Origin of the sequence: Nonomuraea gerenzanensis (assembly GCF_020215645.1) — a bacterium.
GTDB lineage: Bacteria > Actinomycetota > Actinomycetes > Streptosporangiales > Streptosporangiaceae > Nonomuraea > Nonomuraea gerenzanensis.
In genome coordinates, this window is record NZ_CP084058.1 from 7,284,737 (window position 1) to 7,305,724 (window position 20,988).

The 20,988-nt window shown below is 72.9% G+C and carries 21 protein-coding genes; 12 read left to right on the forward strand and 9 right to left on the reverse strand.

The window, feature by feature from the left end:
- Window positions 1-68: 68 nt before the first annotated feature.
- From LCN96_RS33890 to LCN96_RS33910, 5 genes are all read left to right on the forward strand, one after another.
- Window positions 69-767: a hypothetical protein gene (locus LCN96_RS33890; RefSeq protein WP_225266495.1), complete on the forward strand. Its 699-nt coding sequence runs from the start codon at window positions 69-71 to the stop codon at window positions 765-767.
- Window positions 764-1,756: a P1 family peptidase gene (locus LCN96_RS33895; protein WP_225266496.1), complete on the forward strand. Its 993-nt coding sequence runs from the start codon at window positions 764-766 to the stop codon at window positions 1,754-1,756. The genes LCN96_RS33890 and LCN96_RS33895 overlap by 4 nt, the downstream gene beginning before the upstream one ends.
- A 168-nt stretch (window positions 1,757-1,924) precedes the next feature.
- On the forward strand, window positions 1,925-2,929 hold the full coding sequence (locus LCN96_RS33900) for a polysaccharide deacetylase family protein (RefSeq protein WP_225266497.1): 1,005 nt from the start codon (window positions 1,925-1,927) through the stop codon (window positions 2,927-2,929).
- 75 nt (window positions 2,930-3,004) lie between these two features.
- Complete coding sequence (gene mqo, locus LCN96_RS33905) at window positions 3,005-4,483, forward strand: malate dehydrogenase (quinone) (protein ID WP_225266498.1); 1,479 nt, start codon at window positions 3,005-3,007, stop codon at window positions 4,481-4,483.
- Entirely contained in the window at window positions 4,476-5,156 is a 681-nt protein-coding gene (locus LCN96_RS33910; protein ID WP_225266499.1) for a FadR/GntR family transcriptional regulator, read from the forward strand. Before mqo ends, LCN96_RS33910 begins: the two co-directional genes overlap by 8 nt.
- A 35-nt stretch (window positions 5,157-5,191) precedes the next feature.
- On the opposite strand, the gene LCN96_RS33915 is transcribed toward LCN96_RS33910, so the two are convergent.
- Together LCN96_RS33915 and LCN96_RS33920 are read right to left on the reverse strand one after the other, a co-directional pair.
- Window positions 5,192-6,424, reverse strand: coding sequence for a benzoate/H(+) symporter BenE family transporter (locus LCN96_RS33915; protein WP_263657353.1), 1,233 nt, complete (start codon window positions 6,422-6,424; stop codon window positions 5,192-5,194).
- A 121-nt stretch (window positions 6,425-6,545) separates the two neighbouring features.
- Window positions 6,546-7,997: a Gfo/Idh/MocA family protein gene (locus LCN96_RS33920; protein ID WP_225266501.1), complete on the reverse strand. Its 1,452-nt coding sequence runs from the start codon at window positions 7,995-7,997 to the stop codon at window positions 6,546-6,548.
- 139 nt (window positions 7,998-8,136) lie between these two features.
- Here LCN96_RS33920 and LCN96_RS33925 point away from each other — a divergent pair, with 139 nt between their 5' ends.
- A complete protein-coding gene (locus LCN96_RS33925) occupies window positions 8,137-9,153 on the forward strand; it encodes a LacI family DNA-binding transcriptional regulator (RefSeq protein WP_225266502.1) in 1,017 nt (338 codons plus the stop codon).
- Between the two features lie 334 nt (window positions 9,154-9,487).
- On the opposite strand, the gene LCN96_RS33930 is transcribed toward LCN96_RS33925, so the two are convergent.
- Window positions 9,488-9,997: a winged helix-turn-helix transcriptional regulator gene (locus LCN96_RS33930; protein ID WP_225266503.1), complete on the reverse strand. Its 510-nt coding sequence runs from the start codon at window positions 9,995-9,997 to the stop codon at window positions 9,488-9,490.
- A gap of 80 nt (window positions 9,998-10,077) precedes the next feature.
- On the opposite strand from LCN96_RS33930, the gene LCN96_RS33935 reads away from it, so the two are divergent.
- Window positions 10,078-10,512 (forward strand): tautomerase family protein, encoded by a 435-nt coding sequence (locus LCN96_RS33935; RefSeq protein WP_225266504.1) that lies wholly within the window; start codon window positions 10,078-10,080, stop codon window positions 10,510-10,512.
- Between the two features lie 257 nt (window positions 10,513-10,769).
- Here the strand turns inward: LCN96_RS33935 and LCN96_RS33940 are convergent, their stop codons facing one another.
- Window positions 10,770-11,219 carry a carboxymuconolactone decarboxylase family protein gene (locus LCN96_RS33940; RefSeq protein WP_225266505.1) on the reverse strand — a complete coding sequence of 150 codons (450 nt, stop codon included), beginning with the start codon at window positions 11,217-11,219 and terminating at the stop codon, window positions 10,770-10,772.
- Window positions 11,220-11,302: 83 nt separating this feature from the next.
- Between LCN96_RS33940 and LCN96_RS33945 the strand changes: the two genes are divergently transcribed.
- Window positions 11,303-12,211: a sigma-70 family RNA polymerase sigma factor gene (locus LCN96_RS33945; RefSeq protein ID WP_225266506.1), complete on the forward strand. Its 909-nt coding sequence runs from the start codon at window positions 11,303-11,305 to the stop codon at window positions 12,209-12,211.
- 121 nt (window positions 12,212-12,332) lie between these two features.
- Here the strand turns inward: LCN96_RS33945 and LCN96_RS33950 are convergent, their stop codons facing one another.
- Entirely contained in the window at window positions 12,333-12,782 is a 450-nt protein-coding gene (locus LCN96_RS33950) for a DoxX family protein (protein WP_225266507.1), read from the reverse strand.
- A 175-nt stretch (window positions 12,783-12,957) separates the two neighbouring features.
- Entirely contained in the window at window positions 12,958-13,113 is a 156-nt protein-coding gene (locus tag LCN96_RS33955) for a hypothetical protein (protein WP_225266508.1), read from the reverse strand.
- Window positions 13,114-13,279: 166 nt separating this feature from the next.
- Here LCN96_RS33955 and LCN96_RS33960 point away from each other — a divergent pair, with 166 nt between their 5' ends.
- Complete coding sequence (locus tag LCN96_RS33960) at window positions 13,280-13,774, forward strand: alpha/beta hydrolase domain-containing protein (protein WP_225266509.1); 495 nt, start codon at window positions 13,280-13,282, stop codon at window positions 13,772-13,774.
- Window positions 13,775-13,805: 31 nt separating this feature from the next.
- Here the strand turns inward: LCN96_RS33960 and LCN96_RS33965 are convergent, their stop codons facing one another.
- Window positions 13,806-14,726, reverse strand: a complete 921-nt coding sequence (locus LCN96_RS33965; protein WP_225266510.1) for an alpha/beta fold hydrolase — start codon at window positions 14,724-14,726, stop codon at window positions 13,806-13,808.
- Complete coding sequence (locus tag LCN96_RS33970) at window positions 14,723-15,313, reverse strand: TetR/AcrR family transcriptional regulator (RefSeq protein WP_225266511.1); 591 nt, start codon at window positions 15,311-15,313, stop codon at window positions 14,723-14,725. The genes LCN96_RS33965 and LCN96_RS33970 overlap by 4 nt, the downstream gene beginning before the upstream one ends.
- A 268-nt stretch (window positions 15,314-15,581) precedes the next feature.
- Between LCN96_RS33970 and LCN96_RS33975 the strand changes: the two genes are divergently transcribed.
- Window positions 15,582-16,574, forward strand: a complete 993-nt coding sequence (locus tag LCN96_RS33975; protein WP_225266512.1) for a glycoside hydrolase family 11 protein — start codon at window positions 15,582-15,584, stop codon at window positions 16,572-16,574.
- Between the two features lie 62 nt (window positions 16,575-16,636).
- On the opposite strand, the gene LCN96_RS33980 is transcribed toward LCN96_RS33975, so the two are convergent.
- Window positions 16,637-18,127, reverse strand: a complete 1,491-nt coding sequence (locus tag LCN96_RS33980) for an aldehyde dehydrogenase family protein (RefSeq protein ID WP_225266513.1) — start codon at window positions 18,125-18,127, stop codon at window positions 16,637-16,639.
- Window positions 18,128-18,247: 120 nt separating this feature from the next.
- On the opposite strand from LCN96_RS33980, the gene LCN96_RS33985 reads away from it, so the two are divergent.
- Window positions 18,248-19,075 carry an IclR family transcriptional regulator gene (locus LCN96_RS33985; RefSeq protein WP_225266514.1) on the forward strand — a complete coding sequence of 276 codons (828 nt, stop codon included), beginning with the start codon at window positions 18,248-18,250 and terminating at the stop codon, window positions 19,073-19,075.
- A 422-nt stretch (window positions 19,076-19,497) separates the two neighbouring features.
- Window positions 19,498-20,961 carry an aldehyde dehydrogenase family protein gene (locus LCN96_RS33990; protein WP_225266515.1) on the forward strand — a complete coding sequence of 488 codons (1,464 nt, stop codon included), beginning with the start codon at window positions 19,498-19,500 and terminating at the stop codon, window positions 20,959-20,961.
- The last annotated feature ends 27 nt before the right edge of the window (window positions 20,962-20,988 follow it).

Below are 20,988 nucleotides of genomic sequence, written 5' to 3' on the forward strand. Positions count from 1 at the left end.
GTGACAACCGCGTGAACGCACTACGGTGTGCGGATCGCCTGTCACCTACGACGAGGAGAGCATCCCCTGTGACCTGGGACCCCTTCGGCACGCTGGGCAACACGCTGTGGATCGGCGGCGGGCAGTGGGCCGGCAAGTCGACCGTGGCCCGGCTGCTGGCCCAGCGGTACGGGCTGACCGCCTACCACTACGACTACCACGACGCCCGCGGCCACGAGGACCGCCGCGTCGCCCGCCGCCTCAGGCTGGGCGAGCCGCCCGCCGGGCCTGACCCCGACACGATGTGGGTGCGCCCCACGCCGGCGGAGCTGGCGGAGGAGACCCTGGACGGGTTCCCCGTCCGGTTCGAGTGGGCCCTGGACGACCTGCGCGGCCTGGTCTCCGGGCGGCCGATCATCGCCGAGGGCTGGGGGTTGCGGCCGGAGCTGGTCGCGCCGATCGCCGGCTCGCCGCGCCGGATGGTCGTCATGGTGCCCACCGCGGCGTTCCGCGAGCGGCAGGTGCGCGAGCTGCCCAGGGCCGCCGCCGTCGGGGCCGGAGTCAGCGATCCGGACCGGGCCCAGCGCAACCGGCTCGAACGCGACCGGCTCGTCGCCGAGGACGCCGTACGCTCGGCGCGCGGCCTGGGCATCCGCGTGATCGAGGTGGACGGCGCCCTCGACGCCGGCGCGGTGGCGGGGCAGGTGGCCGACCACTTCCGCCCGTACCTGCCGGCCGCTGAGAACCGCTTCGGCCCGCGTCTGCCCGCCACCGAGGACCGCGGGTGAGCGGGCGCTCGCGGGCACGCGACCTCGGCGTGCTCGTCGGCCCGCTGCCGACCGGCCCGCTCAACGCGATCACCGACGTCGCCGGGGTGCTGGTCGGGCAGACCACCATCGACGACGGCGCCGACCTGCACACCGGGGTCACCGCGATCGTGCCCGGCCCCATGACGGCGCTGCCCGCCGCGGTCTGCACCGGCAACGGCTACGGCAAGCTGGTCGGCTCGACCCAGGTGGACGAGCTGGGCGTGCTGGAGTCGCCGATCGTGCTGACCGGCACGCTGTCGGTGTTCCGCGCGGCGGACGCGGTGCTCACGTACCTGATGGGGCGGCACCCGGAGGGGCTCTCCTTCAACCCGCTCGTCGGGGAGACCAACGACGGCTTCCTGTCCGACATCCGGCGCCGCCCGATCAGCGAGCGGCACGTCCTGGGCGCGCTGGAGGGCGCGTCCGCCGGCCTGCCCGCCGAGGGATGCGCGGGCGCGGGCACGGGGACGACGGCCCTGGGGTTCAAGGCCGGGATCGGCACCTCGTCCAGGCGGCTGGTGGTGCGGGACCTCCCCGTCACGGTGGGGGCGCTGGTGCAGGCCAACTTCGGCGGCGTGCTGACCGTCCGGGGCGTGCCGATGCCGGTCGAGGAGCTGGTTCCGGAGGCGTCCCGGATGGAGCCGCCGGGCAACTCGTGCATGATCGTGGTGGCCACGGACGCGCCGCTCGACGCCCGCCGCCTCGGCCGGCTGGCCCGCCGGGCGATCTTCGCGATGGGGCGGGTGGGGGCGTCGTACTCGCACGGGAGCGGTGACTACGCGATCGCGTTCAGCACGGCGGCACAGTCGCCGGTGCTGCCGGATGCCGCGTTGAACCCGGTGTTCGCGGCGGTCATGGACGCGGTGGAGGAGGCACTGCTCAACTCCCTGTTCATGGCCACCACCACGACCGGGATCCACGGTCACACGAGTTACGCGGTGCCTTACGACCGACTCGCGATGCACTAATTTCATCGCCTCTCTGAAATATTTCGGCGACTTTATTCCAGCTAGGAAGCGTTGCTCAGCAATTGATCAAGCACAGGATCCCGAAACCTTTCCACCCCTCGTTGACATGTTTCGGGACCGTCCCCACAATGACCGCAGGCCACCCCTCAACGATCAAGGGGATCAGCGATGATCGATCGGAAACGCGGTTCATCCCTCGCCGCCGGGCTCCTGGGCGCCATCCTCACCGTCTGCCTCGCCGTCACCGCCACAGCGGCGCTGGCCGCCGGGCGCAGAGCCGCCGCCGACTGCAGCGCGGGCTACGTCGGCCTGACCTACGACGACGGCCCCAACGCCGGCAACACCACCAACCTGCTCAACGCGCTGACCTCGAACGGCCTGCGCGCCACGATGTTCAACACCGGCCAGAACGCCCAGAACAACCAGGGCCTGGTCAGGGCGCAGCGCGACGCCGGCATGTGGATCGGCAACCACAGCTGGTCGCACCCGCACCTGACCCAGCTCAGCAGCGCCCAGATGCAGTCGGAGCTGCAGCGCACCCAGCAGGTCATCCAGCAGGCCACCGGCACCGCGCCACGGTTGTTCCGCCCGCCGTACGGGGAGACCAACGCCACCCTGCGGTCGGTGGAGCAGCAGCTCGGCCTGACCGAGGTGCTCTGGGACGTCGACTCCCAGGACTGGAACGGCGCCGGCACCGCGCAGATCGTGCAGGCCGCGAGCCGGCTGCAGAACGGCCAGGTCATCCTCATGCACGACCAGTACGCCACGACGCTGGCCGCCGTCCCGCAGATCGCCGCGAACCTGCGCAGCCGCAACCTGTGCGCCGGGATGATCTCCCCGGTCACCGGCAGGGCCGTCGCCCCCGACGGTGGCTCGAACCCGCCGTCCTCCCCGCCGCCCGGCGGCACCTGCACGGCCACGATCACGCAGGGCCAGCAGTGGAGCGACCGCTTCAACCTGTCGGTGACGCTCTCGGGCACCAGCTCGTGGGTCGCCACGGTCACCCTGAACCGGCCGCAGCGCATCATCGCGACCTGGAACGGCACCCCGTCATGGGACTCCAGCGGCTATGTGATGACGATGCGGCCGAACGGTAGCGGCAACACCTTCGGCTTCACCGTCCAGCACAACGGCACCTGGACCTGGCCGTCGGTCTCCTGCCGCGCGGGCTGACGCGGGACGGTACGACCTGTCATACAGGCTAGAGTCCTGTATGACAGGTTTGTCCTACCGCGAGGAGAACGTCACGTGTCCGATCGAGCCGCCTACGACGTGGTGCTGGTGGGTGGCGGCATCATGAGCGCCACCCTCGGCGCGCTGCTGCGCCGGATACGGCCCGACTGGTCGCTCCTCGTGCTCGAACGGCTGGACGGCCTGGGCCTGGAGAGCTCCTCCGGCTGGAACAACGCGGGCACCGGGCACGCCGGGCTGTGCGAGTTCAACTACACGCCGCTCACCGCGTCCGGCTCGATCGACGTGAGCGGCGCCATCGCGGTCAACGAGCAGTTCCAGCTCTCCCGGCAGCTCTGGGCGCGGCTGGCCGAGGAGGGCACGCTCGGCGATCCCACGGGCTTCATCCGGCCGGTCCCGCACTACGCTTTCGCCCACGGCGCCGCCGGGGTCGCGCACCTGCGGCTGCGGCACGCGGCGTTGCGCGGGCACCCGCTGTTCGAGGGCATGGAGCTGACCACCGATCCCGCTGTGCTGGCGCGGTGGCTGCCGCTGATGTTCGACGGCCGCTCGGAGCGCGAGCCGGTGGCCGTCTGCCGCACCCGTGGCGGCACGGACGTCGACTACGGGGTGCTCACCCGCCGGTTGTTCGCCGCCCTGGCGGGCGACGGCGCCGACGTGCGGACCGGCCACGAGGTGCGGGCGCTGCGCCGCGACGGGCGGTCCTGGCTGCTGCGGGTGCGGGATCTGCACGGCGCCCGCGATCACGTCGTACGCGCCGGGTTCGTGTTCCTCGGCGCGGGCGGCGGGACGTTGCCCCTGCTGCAGAGCGCCGGCGTGCCGGAGACGCGCGGCTACGGCGGCTTCCCCATCAGCGGCCGGTTCCTCCGCGCGGCCGATCCGGGGCTGGTGGCCCGCCATCACGCCAAGGTCTACAGCCATGCCGAGCCCGGCGCGCCGTCGTTGTCGGTGCCGCACCTGGACACGCGGGTCGTGGACGGGCGGGCGTACCTCATGTTCGGCCCCTTCGCCGCGTTCTCCCCGCGCTTCCTCAAGCGCGGGCGGCTGACCGACCTGCCGCGCTCGGTGCACGCGCGCAACGCGGGCACGCTGCTCGGCGCGGCCCGCCACCACGGTGACCTCGTGCGTTACCTCGTCGGGCAGCTCACGCAGACGCCTGGCGGGCGGTTGCGGGCGCTGCGCCGGTTCGTCCCCGACGCGCGGGCGCGCGACTGGGAGCTCGTCACCGCCGGCCAGCGGGTGCAGGTGGTCAAGCGGGTGAACGGCCGGGGCTCGATCGCCGGCTTCGGCACCGAGGTCGTGACGTCGTCCCACGGCGGCCTCGCCCCCCTGCTCGGTGCCTCCCCCGGCGCCTCCGCCTCCGTGGCGATCATGCTGGACGTGCTCGAACGGGCCTTCCCTGACGACGTACGCGACTGGCGTCCGGCCCTGCGCGACCTGCTCCCCTCCTACGGCGTCCCCCTGTCACAGGACCCCGCCCTGCTGCGGGACCTCACCCGGCGCACCGGCACCGCCCTGGGCCTGGACCATGGCTGACGGTCACGGCGCGAGCCTCGCCGACCGGGTGGAGGGCGAGCTGCGGCGCGGCATCGCCGGCGGTGAGTGGCAGCCGGGCGGGCTGCTGCCGTCGGAGGGCGAGCTGGCCTTCCGGTTCGGTGTCAGCCGCACCGTCGTCCGCGAGGCCATCTCCCGGCTGCGCGCGGCGGGGCTGGTCGAGACGCGGCGCGGGCGCGGCTCGTCCGTCCTGGCCAGGCCCGCGGCGCAGGACCTGACCCACTCGCTCGGCACGGTGCGCACCGCGCAGGACCGGCTGCACCTGCTGGAGCTGCGGCGCGGCATCGAGGTGGAGGCCGCCGCGCTCGCCGCCACCCGCCGCACCCCGGCCGCGCTGGCCGCCCTCGACGCCGCACTGCGCCGCACGGCCACGGTCCGTGGCGGCCCCAGCGCCGCGGTCGAGGCCGACTTCGCCTTCCACCGGGCCGTCGCCGCCGCCACGGGGAACCGGTTCTACCTGGATCTGCTCGACACGCTCGGTGCGGGGGCGATCACCCGGCCGTTCGCCGGGGGCGAGCCCGATCCTGGGCATCTCGACCAGGTGCATGGTGAGCATCGGCGGGTTCGGGATGCGATCGCGGCGGGTGATGCGATGGGGGCGGCGGCGGCCATGCGCACCCACCTCGATGCCTCCATGGCGCGGCTCAACGGCTGAACGCCGCCCGCCGACCGCTCCGGCTGAGCGCGCCGTTACGACCGCTCACCCACCCGGTCCGCGGGGCGTTCCCCTGGACGCTCCTCCTGCGCCTGCCCCTCCTGCGCCTCCTGCTCCGGTGCAGGCCGCCTGTGCAGCAGGAGCGCGGTCAGGCAGCCCGCCACCAGGCCCCAGAACGCCGCGCCGATGCTCAAAATCGTCATCCCGGACGCGGTGACCACGAACGTGACCACCGCAGCCTCGCGTCCCTCCGGCTCGGTCACCGCGCCCGCCAGCGAGGAGCCCAGCGCCGACAGCAACGCGAGCCCGGCCACCGCGGTGACCAGCACCGGCGGGGACAGCAGCACCAACGCCATGGCCAGGCCCGCACCGAGGCCGAGCGCCAGCTGCCCGGCGCCGAGCGCCACCGTCGCGATCCACCGGCGGCCGGGGTCGGGATGGGTGTCCGGGCCGGCGGTCAGCGCCGCGGTGATCGCGGCCAGGTTGACGGCGTGCCCACCGAACGGCGCAGCCGCCGCACTCGCCAGACCGGTCGCGACCAGGATCGGGCGCAGGGGCGGCGCGTACCCGTAGGTCGCCATGACCGCCATGCCCGGAACGTTCTGCGCCGCCATGGTGACGAGGAACAGCGGGACGGCGATGCTCACCACCGCCGACAGGCTCAGCGACGGGACGGTCACCTCGACGGCGGGCCGCAACGCCGCACCGGACAGCCCGCCGCCCGTCCCCTGCACCGCGATGGCGATGACCGCCACGACGAGCGCGCCGGGAACGGCCCACCGCCGCTGGTACCGCTGCAACACCGCCCACGTCAGGACGACGGGCACCGCCAGCAACGGGACGTCCACGATCGCGCGGACCGGTGCGGTGCACAGGCTGAGGATGACGCCCGCCAGCATGGCGGCGGCGATCGGGCGCGGGATGGCGGCGATCGCCCGAGCCGGCCAGGGTGACAGGCCGGCCAGGACGATGAGCCCGGCGCAGACGACGAACGCGCCGACCGCGGCGGGAAAACCGCCGGGCACGGGGCCGGTCGCCATCAGCAGCGCCGCGCCGGGGGTGGACCAGGCGATGCTGATCGGCATGCGGTGGCGCAACCCGAGGAAGATCGCCGCCGCGCCGACGCCGCAGCACAGGGCGAGCAGCCCGGACGCCGCCTGTCCCGGCGTCGCCCCTACGGCTCGCAGCCCGGCGAGCACGACGGTGAACGAGCTGGCGTAGCCGACCACCGCGCTGACCAGGCCCGCCAAGACGGCATGCACGCGCATGTCCGCTCCTCCCCCGCCGCCGCCACCGTTCCGCATACGGAACGAACCATAGCCACGAGGTCATCGCGGGACAAGCCCGGCCCCTCGGAGCGGTGGAGCGCCGGGCGCGCCGAGCGGGGCGTCAGAGCTCCGCGCCGAGCCCCAGCTCATCCACGACGACAGGCCCGCCGGTGAGCAGCGACTGGTTGGCGGCGATGCCGACGGCGACCGCCCGCAGGCCGTCGCGGTAGTCGGCGGCCCGGCCGAGCGGGTCGGGCCCGATGCGCAGGTCCCGGCGGAAGACGTCCATGAGCAGGATGGCGTCGCCACCGCCGTGGCCCCCGATGCCCGCGGGGATCGGCACCTCCTCGGGCCGCTGCCAGTGCCGCTGGACGACGAGGCGCTCGCCTTCCGGCCGCAGAGGGTCGTGCGCCCCGAGCGGGGTGGCCGACGGGTCGAGCACCGCGTTGCCGTCGGCGTCCAGCTCGATGAAGCCGCGCTCGACGACCTCCAGCTCGGCACGCCCGGCGGTGCCGTTGACGGTGACGCGGTAGCCCTCCCAGGGGCTGTGCGCGTTGAGCGAGTACGTCAGCCGCGCACCCCGCCGATAGTCGACCAGGACGGCCATGTTGTCCTCGATCGTGATGCCGGGCGCGAACGGGTCCTGGTCGCGGCGGTAGCCGTCGTGCCGCTCGGCCTGCAGGTAGAGGGCGTCGAGGCGGGGGTCGGCGCGCAGGTCCAGGGAGAACGGGTCGCCGTGGGTGCCGGTGCCGCGCTCGGGGCGCTCCCCCATGCCGCGGGCGGCGGCGTTCTCGTCGCCGTAGAAGCGCAGCGCGCCGGAGGCGTAGACCTTGGCGGGGATGTCGCCGAGCCACCAGTTGATCAGGTCGAAGTGGTGGCTGGCCTTGTGGATCAGCAGGCCGCCTGAGTTGCTCTTGTCGCGGTGCCAGCGGCGGAAGTAGTCGGCGCCGTGCACGGTGTCCAGCGCCCACTCGAAGTGCACGCTGGTCACCTCGCCGATCGTGCCTGAGGCGATCACCTGGCGCAGGGTGGAGTTGCGGGGGGCGTAGCGGTAGTTGAAGGTCATCACGACGTCGCGGCCGGTGTCGGCGACGGCCTTGGTGATCCGGCGGCACCCGTCGGCGTCGATGGTGAGCGGCTTCTCCACCACGACGTCCGCGCCGGCCCGCAGCGCCCGGTCGACGAGGTCGGCGTGGGTGCGGTCCAGGCTGGTGACGATGACGGTCTCGACGCGCTGCTCGGCGACCATCCGCTCCAGGTCGCCGGGCTCGTGGCGCGGCAGCCCGGCGGGGCCGCCGAGGCCCTGTGCGGCGCCGACCTGGGCGTCGTAGTAGTCGATGCGGGCCGGGTTCGGGTCCAGCCAGGCGACGAGCTCGCCCACGTCGGCGTGCTCGCCGGTCAGCGCGGCGACGTACATGCCGGCCCGGTGCCCGGTGCCCGCCACCGCGTAGCGGCGGCGGGCGCGCGAGGGCGGCGGGGCGGCGAACTGCGGCACCACGCCGGCGCCCGGTTCGGTGCTGGTGTGGGACGCGGGGGCGGGGGCAGTGGGGTTCTGGTCGACGGGGTGGGTCACGAAGGTCCTTCTCGACTAAAGTGAACGTTCATCTTGGAACGCTAGTGAACGAACACTCAAGGGTCAAGGACGGCCTCCCCGAAGTCCCTGTACGCTGAACGCGCGTACCAGACGGCCCGGCCCGAGCGAGGAGCACCACGTGAGCAAGGGCGCGACCGCGAAGCGGCCGACCATCATGGAGGTCGCGCGGCTCGCCGGCGTGTCCCACCAGACGGTGTCGCGTTACCTGAAGTTCAACGGCGACGGCATGCGGCCGGCGACCAGCGAGCGCATCAAGACGGCGATCGAGCAGCTCGACTACCGACCCAACCTGGTCGCCCGCGCCATGCGCAACCGCCGCACCGGCCGGCTGGCGATCCTCCTGCCCGCCGGCACCGCCGTCAGCTCCTTGGAGCTGCTGTCCGGCGCCACCGCGTCGGCCCACGAGGCGGGCTACGTGGTCGAGGTCGTCACGCTGGGCGGTGCTTCGCGCACCTGGTCGCAGCGGGCGCTGGAGCTGTCCGATTCCGGGCTGTTCGAGGGCATCCTGTCGCTGACGCCGATGCCCCTGCCCACCCAGCGGCCCGGCAGCGTGCCGATCGTCGTGTCCCCCGACTACGACGATCACATGCGCGGCGTCGGGGAGCTCGCCGACGCCTCCCACCTGGCCGAGCTGGTCGAACGGCTGGCCGCGTACGGGCACCGGCGGTTCATGCACCTGGCGGGCGACTACGCGCACACCTCGGCGCGCCGGCGCAGGCAGGTCTATCTCGACACCCTGGGGCGGCTGGGGCTGGAGTCGTACACGGTGGCCGACTGCGGCTGGTCGGCGCAGGCGGCGCGGCAGGCGGTGCTCGATCTTCCGGGTGGCAGCGGGGTCACGGCGATCATCGGGGCGAATGACCTGGTGGCGGCGGGGGCGATTCGGGGGGCCTGGGAGCGTGGGTGGCGGGTGCCGGGGGACGTGAGTGTCACGGGGTGGGACAACAATCCGGTGACCGAGTTCCTGCCGCCGGCGCTCACCACCGTGGATGTGGATCATGAGAGGCTGGGGCGGCGGGTGGTGGGGCGGCTGTTGGCTGCGTTGCGGGGTGAGGCGGCGCCTGATGAGGATGAGCGGCTTACGCGGGTGATCTGGCGCGAGTCGACCGGTCCCGCTCCCGACCGGGCGCACTGAGCCTCTGCCTTCGGCGGGCTGGCATCGGCGCTCGCGGTGATCGTTCACTCTCAGATGGCAGTGAACGATCACTCTGCCGGGCCGATCAGGAAGGACAGGGACAGGCGGGGCAGGCCCTGAGCGAGGGCGTCACCGGGCGCAGGGCGGGCGCGAGCGTGGGGCGGGACGAGAAGAACGCGGGATCGTCGCGAGGCGGCGGCGCGGGGCGACGCAAGCGCGGGGCGACGCAAGCGCGGGGCGAAGGCTCTGGACGGTGTGGGCGTGGGCGGCGTGAGCGGGGGCTGGGCGAGCCGCGTGGGTGGGGTCGAGGTCGTGGGTGGGGTCGGGTGCCGGCTCACTCGTCCTCGGGCATGAGGCCGGCGCGCCTGGCCAGCACCACGGTTCCCGGGCCGGAGGCGGCGCCCGGTCCTGGTAGCGCCGTCACGTTGGTGGCGGTGGCCGGTTCGCCGCAGGCCGAGCAGCAGACCTGGGGGGTGAATTCGGCGCCGCACTCCTGGTGCAGGAGGCGGACCGGCGGGCCGCCGGCCGGGGTCGCCCACTTGTCGCCCCAGGCCATCAGCGCCATCAGGACCGGCACCAGCTCGCCGCCGGCCTCCGTGAGGTGGTACTCGTGCCGCGGCGGCCGCTCCTGGTACGCCCGGCGCTCCACGATGCCGTCGGTGACCAGCGTCTCCAGGCGGCGGGTGAGCAGGTTGCGGGCGATGCCGAGGTTCTCCGCGAGCTCGTCGAAGCGATGCAGGCCGAGGTAGAGGTCGCGCACGATCAGCGGCGTCCACCACTCGCCGACGCGTTCCAGGGACTGCCCGATCGAGCAGTGCATCTGGGCGAAGCTGGTCCGTTGCATGTTCACAGTGTAGAGGGTTGCTTGATTAAACCCGTCGCTGTACGTTGCGAAGGGTGAGGGTTTAATGAAAGGACTTACTCATGCCGTTCGTAGAGCTGTTCCTTCCCAAGGGCTCGCTCGATCAGGAGCAGCGCGAGAAGATCGGCGGGAGGCTGGTCTCGGAGGTGATGATCGCCGAGGGCGCCCCGGACAACGAGATCGCCAGGGCCATCTCCTGGCTGGTCGTGAACGAGATCGACGCCTGGTTCGTGGGCGGCCGGCCGCTGCCCGCCGGGGAGAAGCCGAAGTACGTGGTGCGGGTGGGGGTGCCCGCCGGGTCCATGGACGACGGCAAGCGCCGTGACATCGTGCGGCGCGTCACGCGGGTGCTCGCGGACGCCGACGCCGATCCGGGACGGTTCGCCCAGCCCACCGCCGCGTGGGTGCACATCGACGAGATCCCGGAGGGCAACTGGGGGGCGGGCGGCGAGATCGTCCGCATCGAGGACATCGCGGCCCTGGTGATCGGCGCCTAGCCACCGTTCCGTTACCAGGGGGCTCCCTCGGCGCCGCCCCGCTTCAGGCATTCCACGCGATGTCCGAAGACGTCCGCAAGCGCCAGGTCACCTCCGGAGACGTCCGCGCAAGCGCCACGTCACATCCGGAGACGTCCGCAAGCGCCAGGTGGCGTCCGGAGACGTCCCGCAGGGACGGTCAGAGACGTCTCGGACATCACACCTGACGTCCGAAGACGTCTCCTCAGAGGGTCCAAGGACGCCCGCACCGTCCGAGGTCACCAGGTCTTGCCGGCCTGCTCCCCCGTAGCCCGGTTGATCCGGTTGAACATGTTCGTCAGCGAGACCTCCAGCAGGATCGAGGGGAGCTGCCGGTCGTCGAAGTGGGCGGCGGCGGCCTCCCAGATCTCGTCGGTGACGCCCGGGGCGCCGTCCTGGATCCGGGTGGCGGCCTCGGCCAGCGCGAGCGCCGCCCGCTCCGCGTCGGTGAAGAACGGCGTCTCGCGCCACGCGACCACGCTGTGCAGCCGCTCGTCGCTCTCCCCGTGCTTCCTGGCCGAGTGGACGGCGGCGTACACGCACGGGCTGCAGCCGTTGATCTGGCTGACCCGCAGGTGGACCAGGTCCATCACGAGCGGGGCGACGCCGCTGGAGTGGATCGCCTTGTACAGGTGCTGGATCGCGGTGGTGACGTCGGCGTTCGGCTCGCTCTTCAGTCGTGCTTCCATCGTTGGTGCTCCTTCATCGGTTACGTGGGCCCTTCCGGGCCCGTCATCCCTCATGACGGAGCAGTACGGAGGAAGGTAACGACATGTCCGAGACCAGCCCGGCGGACCTGGTGGCCGCGGCGTTCGAGGCGCAGCGCGACCGGCTGCGCGCGGTGGCCTACCGCATGCTCGGCTCGCACGCCGACGCCGACGACGTGGTGCAGGAGGCCTGGCTGCGGCTCTCCCGCCAGGACGCGGCGGCGATCGCGAACCTCGCCGGCTGGCTGACCACCGTGGTCGGCCGGATCAGCCTGGACGTCCTGCGCTCGCGCCAGACCCGCCCCGAGGCGTCCTACGACGACGGGCTGCCCGAGCTGGAGACGGCGGTGGACGACGGCCGCGCGCCGGAGGACGACGTGGCGCTCGCCGACTCGGTCGGGCTGGCGCTGCTGGTCGTGCTGGAGTCGCTCGGGCCGAGCGAGCGGCTGGCGTTCGTGCTGCACGACCTGTTCGCGGTGCCGTTCGACGAGATCGGGCAGATTCTCGGCAGGTCCGCCGACGCCGCCAAGATGCTCGCCAGCCGCGCCCGCAGGAAGGTGCGGACGGGCGAGCGGCCGGCGTCCGCCGGACGGGAGCACCGGGAGGCGGTGCAGGCCTTCCTGACGGCGGCTCGGCAGGGGGATTTCGAGGGGCTGTTGCGGGTGCTCGATCCCGAGGTGCGGCTGGTCACCGACACTCCCGGCGGCTTGGTGGTCACGCTCGGCGCCACCGAGGTGGCTTCCAGCGCGAAGCTGGCCTCCGGGGCGGCGACGCGCGGTGGTTGGGTGCTCGTGGACGGCCTGCCCGCGATCGTGGCGTGGCGGGAGGACGGCAGCCCGCTGTCGCTCATGACGTTCACCGTGGTGCGGGGCCGGATCGCGGGGATCACGGTGGTGGTCGATCCGGTGAAGCTGGCGGCGATGGATCTGCACGGCACGGGGCCGGACAACCCGCCGGCCCCCGTCGACAGCTGAGGAGCGCCGCCAGGCTGGGGCTCCCACGGGCCGACCGCCGGGCCGGTGCGCCGAAGGGCCGCTGGAACGGCAGACGGCCGCCGGGCTGATGCCCTGGCGGCCGTCGGTGTCCCGCGCCTGTTCACGCCATCCGGTCCCGGGCGGGGACCAGGCGGGCGCCCAGGGCGCGGGCGCCGATCACCATGGCCGCCGCGGCCAGGACGATGTCCTTGAAGATGTACTGGGCCTCAAGGGTGGGCGCACCGGGGAAGAGGTTCGTGAAGAAGAACACGTACGGGGCGAAGAAGCCGGCCAGCGCCCCCGTCATCACCACCAGCCCCGTCTTCAGCAGCTTGCCGGTCACCAGGGTGAGCCCGATGAAGACCTCCATCGCGGCGATCACGGCCTGGGCGGCGTAGCCCGACAGCAGGCCGAGGGAGAGCTTCTCCAGCGTGGCCACCGACAGCGCCTCCGCCGGGCTCACCCCCGGGAAGAACTTCAGCGTGCCGAAGGCCACGAAGACCAGCCCGAGACTGACCCGCAGGACGTCGATGCTGTGCCGGGCCAGCCAGCCGGACAGTCTGGTGATCATGGTTTCGATGGTGGCGGTCATGTCGTGCTCCCCTGTCGCTCGAGGTCGTTTCCGTCTGTGGGTAAGACTCGCGAAAGCGGCGGCGGGGGTCGTCGGGCCGTGGGAGACACCTGGGCTACGTCCTCGCACGTACGCGGGGGTCGGTACGTACCGCAGCGGGCCTCAGGGGTTCGCCCTAGGGGAAGGCGATCACCAGGTCGGGACGTACGCCGGCGGTGGTAGGCGGCGGGTCAGAGATGATCGGCGGTGTGCCGTTGGCCAGGACGTCGCGCAGCACGAGGTCCCGCACGTGCTCCACCACGCTGGGGGTGGCGATGGTGCCGACGTCCACGTCGGTCAGGGTGACGCCGGTGATCGGCGCGATCGCGCAGGTTCAGTGCCCGGTCGGCGGTGCGCACGGTCATGTCGCGCGCGCCGATCCCGCCCACCACGGGGATGCCATGTCAACCCCTTGCACTGATCCAGAGCACAGCACCCCGGGAACAGGCCGCAACCGGTTGCAGGATCGCCTCGGCGCGACGTCAGCGGTCCTCCACGTCGGGGCCAGGCGGCCCGACGGGCCGAACCCGCGCATGTGGGAGCTCGCCGGCGCCTCGCACGCCGACACCTACCGCAACACCACCGGCCGCTTCGACCTCACCCGCGCCACGCCCCGGGAGCTGGCCGCCGCGCTGGCCCCGGCCACCCGCGTGATCGGCATGGACCTGCTGCACCTGGCCGACTCCGGCCCCCAGCACCACTACGTCGCCAAGGCGGCGGTCCGGCGGCTCGACGCGTGGGTGCGCGAGGCCGTCCGCCGCCGCACGCTCCCCCGCCGGCCACCGGGCCGGTCGTTCTCTCCGCTCTCCTGGAGAGTCTGTACGGCGAGGACGGTTACCTGCCCGCCTTCGAGGGCCACTGACGACGCCGTTGCCCGGGGGTTCCTTCTCGCGGACGACGCGCCGTCGATCAAGGCCCTGGCTGCGGCGGCGATGGAGCTCAGGGCGCCGTGAGCCCTCCTGTTCCGAGGGCGGCTCGTGGTCCTCAGACGCTCAGCACCTTGCGGAGCAGCTCGCCGAACTGGGCGGGGTGCGTGGTCAGGCCCACGTGGCCGCCCGGGAAGTGCACCAGCTCCGCGCCTGACCGCTCGGCCAGGCAGGCGACGGCGCGGTAGGGCAGCTCGCCGCGCGAGTCCTCGCCGGCCGCGAGCACGAGCCGGTCCGACAGGGCGTGCAGGCGCTCCACGTCGGGGGTGTAGGCCATGAAGCTCGGCACGATCCGCCCGAGGAAGTACGGCATGTCCGCCATCGTCCGTTCCGCCCGCGCCGCCGCCTCCGGTGGCAACTCGGCGACCGCCGGCGCTGCGGCGGGCTCAGCGGCGGGCTCAGCGGCCCCCGCAGCGGCCTGCGCAGCGGCGGCCGGCGGAGCGGCCCCGGTGGAGGCGGCGGCGCCTGGGGAGGCGGGGCGGCTGAGACCTGCCGCGAAGACGGCCGCCGCGGGCATCAGCCCCTCCCGTTCGAAGGTCTCCTGGACCCGGGCCAGCATCGCCCGATGCGTGGCCGCGTCCGGCAGCACCTCCACCACCGGCGGCTCGTGCGCCACGACGCGCTCGACCCGCTCAGGATGGCTGACGAGCAGATGCAACGCGACGATCGCCCCCGAACTGCACCCCGCCACCCGAGCGGGCGCATCCGGCGACAGCAACTCCAGCAGCCGATAGGCGTCATCGGCATGCTGCCCGACCGACTGCCGGGCTTCGGGATCATCCAGCGGGCTGCGGGACAGCCCGCGCGGGTCGTAGGACACCACCGTGTACTCGGTGGCCAACTCGCCCGCGACGCCGTCGAACGAGGCCGCGCCGCCCGTGCCGCCGGGGATCAGCAGCAGGAGCGGGCCGCTGCCGCGCACCTCGTAACGCAGGTCGGCGCCGTCCACCCGCAGGTGGCCGATGGTGGGGCCGGTCATGTCGATTCTCCTTCGTGTGCGGGCCAGTGCTCCAGGAGGATGTGCAGGGCGTCGAGGCAGCGCAGCCAGGTGGCCTCCGCCGGGCGCGCGTGTGCGAAACCGCCCGCCGCCTCGAGGCTGACGAAGCCGTGCAGCGTGCTGCGCATGAGCCGGACCGCGTCGGTCAGGTCGGGCTCGGCCAGCTCGTAGGCGCGCAGCATGCTGTAGGTCAGCTCGATCGCGCGCCGCGGCCCCGATGCCCGGGCGACGAGCTCGGGATCGATCTCCATCGGGGTCTGCGTCGCGGTGTAGCGGCCCGGGTGGTCGTGGGCGTAGCTCCGCCACGCGGTCGCGTACGCCACGAGCGCGTCCCTGCCGGCCCGGCCGGCGGTGGCCTCCGCGATGCGGACGGTCTTCTCCTCCGCCGCCAGCAGCGCGATCCGGCCCCGCAGGTCGTCGAGGCTGCGGACGTGCGCGTACAGGCTGGCGTCCTTCACCCCCAGCCGGCGGGCCACCGCGGACATGGTCACGTGCTCCAGCCCGACCTCGTCGGCCAGCTCGGCACCGACGAGCGTCACCCGCTCGGCCGTCAGCCCCATGCGCGCCATGCACGTCACTCCTTTCCTAGGACCACTAGATTACACCTAATAATCCTAGGCAACGCACAAGGGGCAAATTTTCGGGGCTCGACTGAAAATTTCAGCACCCGACCCGCACACCGCCAACCATGGCAACCAGGACATTCACGCATCCCGCCACTCCCCTCCCTCACAACCTGACGGGACTCATTGACAAGCCTCCACAATGCGCCCGATACTTTCGCCACCGTTCCGATAGTTTCGGCGATGCCCGCCTTCACGAGAAGGAAGCATGCAGATGAACGACACCCCCCATCCCCCGCAGCGCCGCCGACGCGGCCGACTCCGGCGGTTCGCAGGCAGGGCCTGTGCCGTGGCCGCCGCGCTGGCCGTGGCGATGCTGCCCAGCGTCGCGTACGCGGCGATCACCACCAACCAGACCGGCACCAACAACGGCTACTTCTACTCGTTCTGGACCGACAGCCAGGGAACGGTCTCCATGGAGCTCGGGTCCGGCGGCAACTACAGCACGTCGTGGCGGAACACCGGGAACTTCGTGGCCGGCAAGGGGTGGAACCCCGGCGGGCGCAGGACGGTGACCTACTCCGGCAGCTTCAACCCGTCGGGCAACGCCTACCTGACGCTGTACGGATGGACGAGGAACCCGCTCATCGAGTACTACATCGTCGACAACTGGGGCACCTACCGGCCCACCGGCACGTACAAGGGCACGGTGACCACCGACGGCGGCACGTACGACATCTACCAGACGACGCGCTACAACGCCCCGTCGATCGAGGGCACCCGCACCTTCAACCAGTACTGGAGCGTGCGCCAGTCGAAGAAGACCGGCGGCACCATCACGGCCGGCAACCACTTCGACGCCTGGGCCCGCTACGGCATGAACCTGGGCAGCCATGACTACCAGATCATGGCCACCGAGGGTTACCAGAGCAGCGGCAGCTCCAACATCACGATCGGCGGCTCCGGCGGTGGTGGTGGCGGCGGTGGCGGTGGCGGCGGCGGGGGTTGCACCGCCACGCTCTCCGCCGGCCAGCAGTGGAGCGACCGCTACAACCTGAACGTCGCGGTCAGCGGCTCCAGCAACTGGACCGTCACGATGAACGTGCCGTCCCCGGCGAAGGTCCTGTCCACCTGGAACATCAGCGCCAGCTACCCGAGCGCCCAGGTGCTCACCGCCAGGCCCAACGGCAGCGGCAACAACTGGGGCGTGACCATCCAGCACAACGGCAACTACACCTGGCCGACGGTCTCCTGCAGCGCGAGCTGACCTTCGGGCACCCGCGGCACGGCGGCGCCTCACCTGCCGCCGCGCCGCGCACGCGTGCCCGTTCAGAACGGGAAGGCGCGATCCTGGTCGCGTACGGTCACCCACTGCAGCTCGCAGAACTCCTCGGCCGCGAACCCCATCCCGAACCGCCCCCACCCGCTGTCCTTGACCCCGCCGAACGGCATGTGCGGCTCGTCGTTGACGGGCTGGTCGTTGACGTGCACGATGCCGACGTCCAGCGCGGCGGCCAGCCGCAGGCCGCGGCGGCTGTCGCCGGTGATGACGGAGGCGACCAGCCCGAAGTCGGAGGCGTTGGCGCGGGCGACCGCCTGCTCGGCCGACTCGACCGGCTCCAGCACCACCACGGGCCCGAACGTCTCCCCCTGCGCGATCTCGGCCTCGTCGGGCACGTCGGTGAGCACCGTGGCCGGGTAGCACGGCGGCGCGGGGACGCCGCCGGCCAGGACGCGGGCGCCGAGCGCGACCGCCTCCTTGACCCGGCGGTCGAGCAGGGCCAGCGCCCATTCGTTGATCACGGGGCCGACGACGGTGCCGGGGTCTGCCGGGTCGCCGGTGGGCAGCGCCGCCACCCTGGCCGCGAACCGCTCGGCGAACGCCGCCGCCAGCGGGCGCTCGACGTAGATCCGGCGGGCGCACATGCACACCTGCCCCTGGTGCACGAACGCGCCGAAGGTGGCGGCGTCCACGGCGTAGCCGAGGTCGGCGTCGGCCGCCACGATGAGCGGGTTCTGGCCGCTGAGCTGCAGCACCACCCGCTTGAGGTGCCGCCCGGCCTTCTCCGCCAGCCGCCTGCCGGTCGGCGTGGAGCCGGTGAAGTTGACGCGCTTGACGAGCGGGGCGGCCAGCAGCGCGTCGGCGACGGCGCCGGCCTCGCCCGGCGCGTGGGTGACGACGTTGAGCGCGCCGGCGGGCAGGCCCGCCTCCGCGAGGATCTCCGCCCACAACGCGCCCCCGGTGTACGGGGCCTCCTCGGACGGTTTGAGCACCACGGTGTTGCCGAGCGCGAGCGGCCCGATGACGGCCCGGCCCGACAGGGTGAGGGAGGCGTTCCACGGCGCGATGGCGGCCACCACGCCGACCGGGCGGCGCACGGCCATGGCCTGGGTGCCCGGCACGTCGGAGGGCAGCAGCTCACCCGCCGGCTGGTAGGCCAGGTGGGCGGCCTGGCGCAGCGACTTGGTCGCGAAGTCGAGCTGGATCTCACCGAAGTGGCGGCCGCAGCCGGTCTCGGCGGCCAGCGCGGCGAGCACCTCGCCGCCGCGCCGCTCCAGGATGCCGGCGGCGCGCAGGAAGACCTGCTGCCGCTGCCCCGGCAGCGCCCGCGCCCACTCGCCGAACGCCTCGTGGGCGGCGGCGACGGCCCGGTCGGCGTCCTCGCCGTCGCCCGCGGCGACCTCGCCGAGCGTCTCGCCGGACCACGGGGAGCGGTCGGGGTACCAGCGCCCTGAGCCGGCCTCCTGCCACTCCCCGCCGATGAAGTGGCCGATCCGCGGCCTGTCCCAGCCGCCCCCGATGAGCTGCGCTCCGGCCATCAAGCTCGTCTCTCCTCGCTGGTGTCGTCGGCACAACCGGCTCGTAAGCGTGCCACCCCTGGCAGGGCACGCCCAACCATGTTCGAACCTCTGAAACGGACAGCCCCTATTCTGACCGTCGTGACCGATGACGACTCCCTCCGCCCGCGCGGCCGCTCGGCCGCGGACGCCTCGTTCTCCGTCTCGCTGGAGCGCGGGCTGCGCATCCTGTCCGCCTTCACCGGCAGCCGCTCGGTGCTGGGAATCGCCGACCTGGCCAGGGCGGTGGGGCTGAACAAGAGCACGACCCACCGCTACGTGGCCACGCTGACCAAGCTCGACTACATCCAGCAGGACCCGGAGACCAGGAAGTACTTCCTCGGGCCGCGCGCGGCCGACCTGGGCTTCGCCGCGATCGACTCCATGGAGCTGGGCAGGGTCGCGGGCCCGCTGCTGCAGGCGCTGGCGGACGAGACCGGCTACACCGTGAGCATGGGGCTGTGCGACGGCCCCGACATCGTCTACGTCGACCGCCGCCGCAGCGGCCGGCGCAGCTCGCCGGCCATGGACCTCAACCTGCACGTGGGCTCGCGGCTGCCGGCCTACTGCACCTCGATGGGCAAGGCGCTGCTGGCCTTCAAGGACGCGGCGGCGCTGCGGCAGATCCTCGACCACACCGACATGGCGCGCCGCGGCCCCAAGACGATCACCAACAGGGAGGAGCTCACGGCGGCGCTGGCCAAGGTGCGCCAGAGCGGCGTGGCGGTCAACGACGAGGAGCTGGCGCCGGGGCTGCGCTCGTTCGCGGCGCCGGTGCGCGACCGCTCGGGCGAGGTCGTCGCGGCGGTCAACGTCGCCGTGCACCTCACCGTGGCGCCGACGGCGGTGGAGGCGCTGGCGGCCCGCATCGAGCCGCCGCTGCGGCGCACCGCCGCCGAGATCTCCCGGCGGCTGGGCCATCGGCCCTGAACCGGTGTTCCGGTGAGGAAAGTCGCGTTCCAGCGTCTCGAACCACCTGTTGCCCTGGTCCGTGCCCGAACGTAGCGTCACCTCAACTTTCCGCCGCCCGGCCCGTGAGGCTCCGGCCGCGTGGTGGTCACCCCCCGGAGCAACCGCGGCAGGTCATCCCCCTTCCTGACGCCGCGGCGAACAGGAGTTGTCGTGAGCGAGACCGCGACGGGCGGCATGAACCGCCGTTCCTTTCTCAGAACGGCCGGTCCTCAGCGTGCAGTGGTCCGCTTACATGGTCTTCATCGGGGTGATCGGCGGCATCGGCACCATCCGGCAGCGACGGGACGGTCCTGTCCGCGGCGCTGCTCGTCGAGCGCCTGACCCCACCACTACCCCACCCCTGAACACCCCCATACGACTCGGACGAGGAGGAACCTCCCGTGGGACTGCTGGACAGCGTCAACTGGCAGGCGAGCATCTTCAAGAACGGCACGTGGACGCCCGCCCGCGGCGGCGACTACGCGATCGTCGAGCCCGCCACCGGAGGCGAGCTCGGCCGGATGGGCCTGGCGAGCCCCGAGGACGTGGCAGAGGCCGCCGCGAGCGCGGCCGCCGCGCAACGCGAGTGGGCCGCGCTGCCGTATACCGCCCGCGCCGCCGTCCTGCGCAGGGCGGGCGACCTGTGGCAGCGGCACGCCGAGGAGATCAGCGGCTGGAACGTGCGGGAGGTCGGCGCGGTCCCCGGCATGGCGGGGTTCGCGCTGCACGTGGCCGCCGAGGAGTGCTACGAGGCGGCGGCGCTGCCCGGCCGGGCGATCGGCGAGCTGCTGCCGTCGGAGCAGCCGCGGCTGTCGCTGGCGCGGCGCGTGCCGGCCGGGGTGGTGGCGGTGATCTCGCCGTTCAACGTGCCGATCATCCTCGGCGTCCGGTCGGTCGCCCCGGCGCTCGCGCTCGGCAACGCCGTCCTGCTCAAACCCGACCCCCGTACGGCGGTCACCGGGGGCACGCTGCTGGCCCGCGTGTTCGAGGAGGCGGGGCTGCCGCCGGGCGTGCTGCAGATGCTCCCGGGCGGCCGGGACGTGGGCGAGGCGCTGATCACCGACCCGCACGTGCGCGTCGTCTCCTTCACCGGCTCCACCGCCGTCGGCCGGCGCATCGGCGAGCTGGCCGGCAAGCACCTCAAGCGCGCCCACCTGGAGCTGGGCGGCAACTCCGCGCTGCTGGTGCTGGACGACGCCGACGTGGACGCGGCGGTGAACCTGGCCGCCTGGGGCTCGTTCTTCCACCAGGGGCAGATCTGCATGACCACCGGCCGCCACCTGGTCGCCGACCGGCTCTACGACGACTTCGTGGAACGGCTCGCCGCCAAGGCCGGCGCCCTTCCTGTCGGCGACCCCGCCGCCGGCGAGGTCGCCCTCGGCCCGGTGATCGACGCCGGGCAGCGCGACAAGATCCACGGCCTGGTGACCGCCAGCGTCGACCAGGGCGCGCGGCCCGCCTCGGGCGGCACGTACGAGGGGCTCTTCTACCGCCCGACGGTGCTGGCCGACGTGCCGCTGACCGCGCCCGCGTTCGCCGAGGAGGTCTTCGGCCCCGTCGCGCCCGTCACCCGCGTCTCGTCGGCCGACGAGGCCGCCGAGCTGGCCGCCGCCGGTGAGTACGGGCTGTCGCTGGGCATCGTGACCCGGGACGTGATGCGCGGGCTGGCCGTGGCCGAGCGCATCCCGACGGGGATCGTGCACATCAACGACCAGACGGTCAACGACGAGGCCAACGCGCCGTTCGGCGGCGTGCGCGCCTCCGGAACCGGCTCCCGCTTCGGCGGGGCGGCGGCCAACGTCGAGGCGTTCACCGAGACGCGGTGGATCACCATGCGCGGCGAGCCGCCCCGCTACCCGTTCTGACGCCGGGCCGGGCGGCTGCGGAAGCGG

Coding starts and splice junctions, on each gene's coding strand:
- LCN96_RS33915 (WP_263657353.1), bottom strand. CDS start 6,424: ATGCGCGTGCATGCCGTCTTGGCGGGCCTGGTCAGCGCGGTGGTCGGC.
- LCN96_RS33940 (WP_225266505.1), bottom strand. CDS start 11,219: ATGGAAGCACGACTGAAGAGCGAGCCGAACGCCGACGTCACCACCGCG.
- LCN96_RS33975 (WP_225266512.1), top strand. CDS start 15,582: ATGAACGACACCCCCCATCCCCCGCAGCGCCGCCGACGCGGCCGACTC.
- LCN96_RS33935 (WP_225266504.1), top strand. CDS start 10,078: ATGCCGTTCGTAGAGCTGTTCCTTCCCAAGGGCTCGCTCGATCAGGAG.
- LCN96_RS33970 (WP_225266511.1), bottom strand. CDS start 15,313: ATGGCGCGCATGGGGCTGACGGCCGAGCGGGTGACGCTCGTCGGTGCC.
- LCN96_RS33910 (WP_225266499.1), top strand. CDS start 4,476: ATGGCTGACGGTCACGGCGCGAGCCTCGCCGACCGGGTGGAGGGCGAG.
- LCN96_RS33900 (WP_225266497.1), top strand. CDS start 1,925: ATGATCGATCGGAAACGCGGTTCATCCCTCGCCGCCGGGCTCCTGGGC.
- LCN96_RS33965 (WP_225266510.1), bottom strand. CDS start 14,726: ATGACCGGCCCCACCATCGGCCACCTGCGGGTGGACGGCGCCGACCTG.
- LCN96_RS33950 (WP_225266507.1), bottom strand. CDS start 12,782: ATGATCACCAGACTGTCCGGCTGGCTGGCCCGGCACAGCATCGACGTC.
- LCN96_RS33930 (WP_225266503.1), bottom strand. CDS start 9,997: ATGCAACGGACCAGCTTCGCCCAGATGCACTGCTCGATCGGGCAGTCC.
- LCN96_RS33980 (WP_225266513.1), bottom strand. CDS start 18,127: ATGGCCGGAGCGCAGCTCATCGGGGGCGGCTGGGACAGGCCGCGGATC.
- LCN96_RS33945 (WP_225266506.1), top strand. CDS start 11,303: ATGTCCGAGACCAGCCCGGCGGACCTGGTGGCCGCGGCGTTCGAGGCG.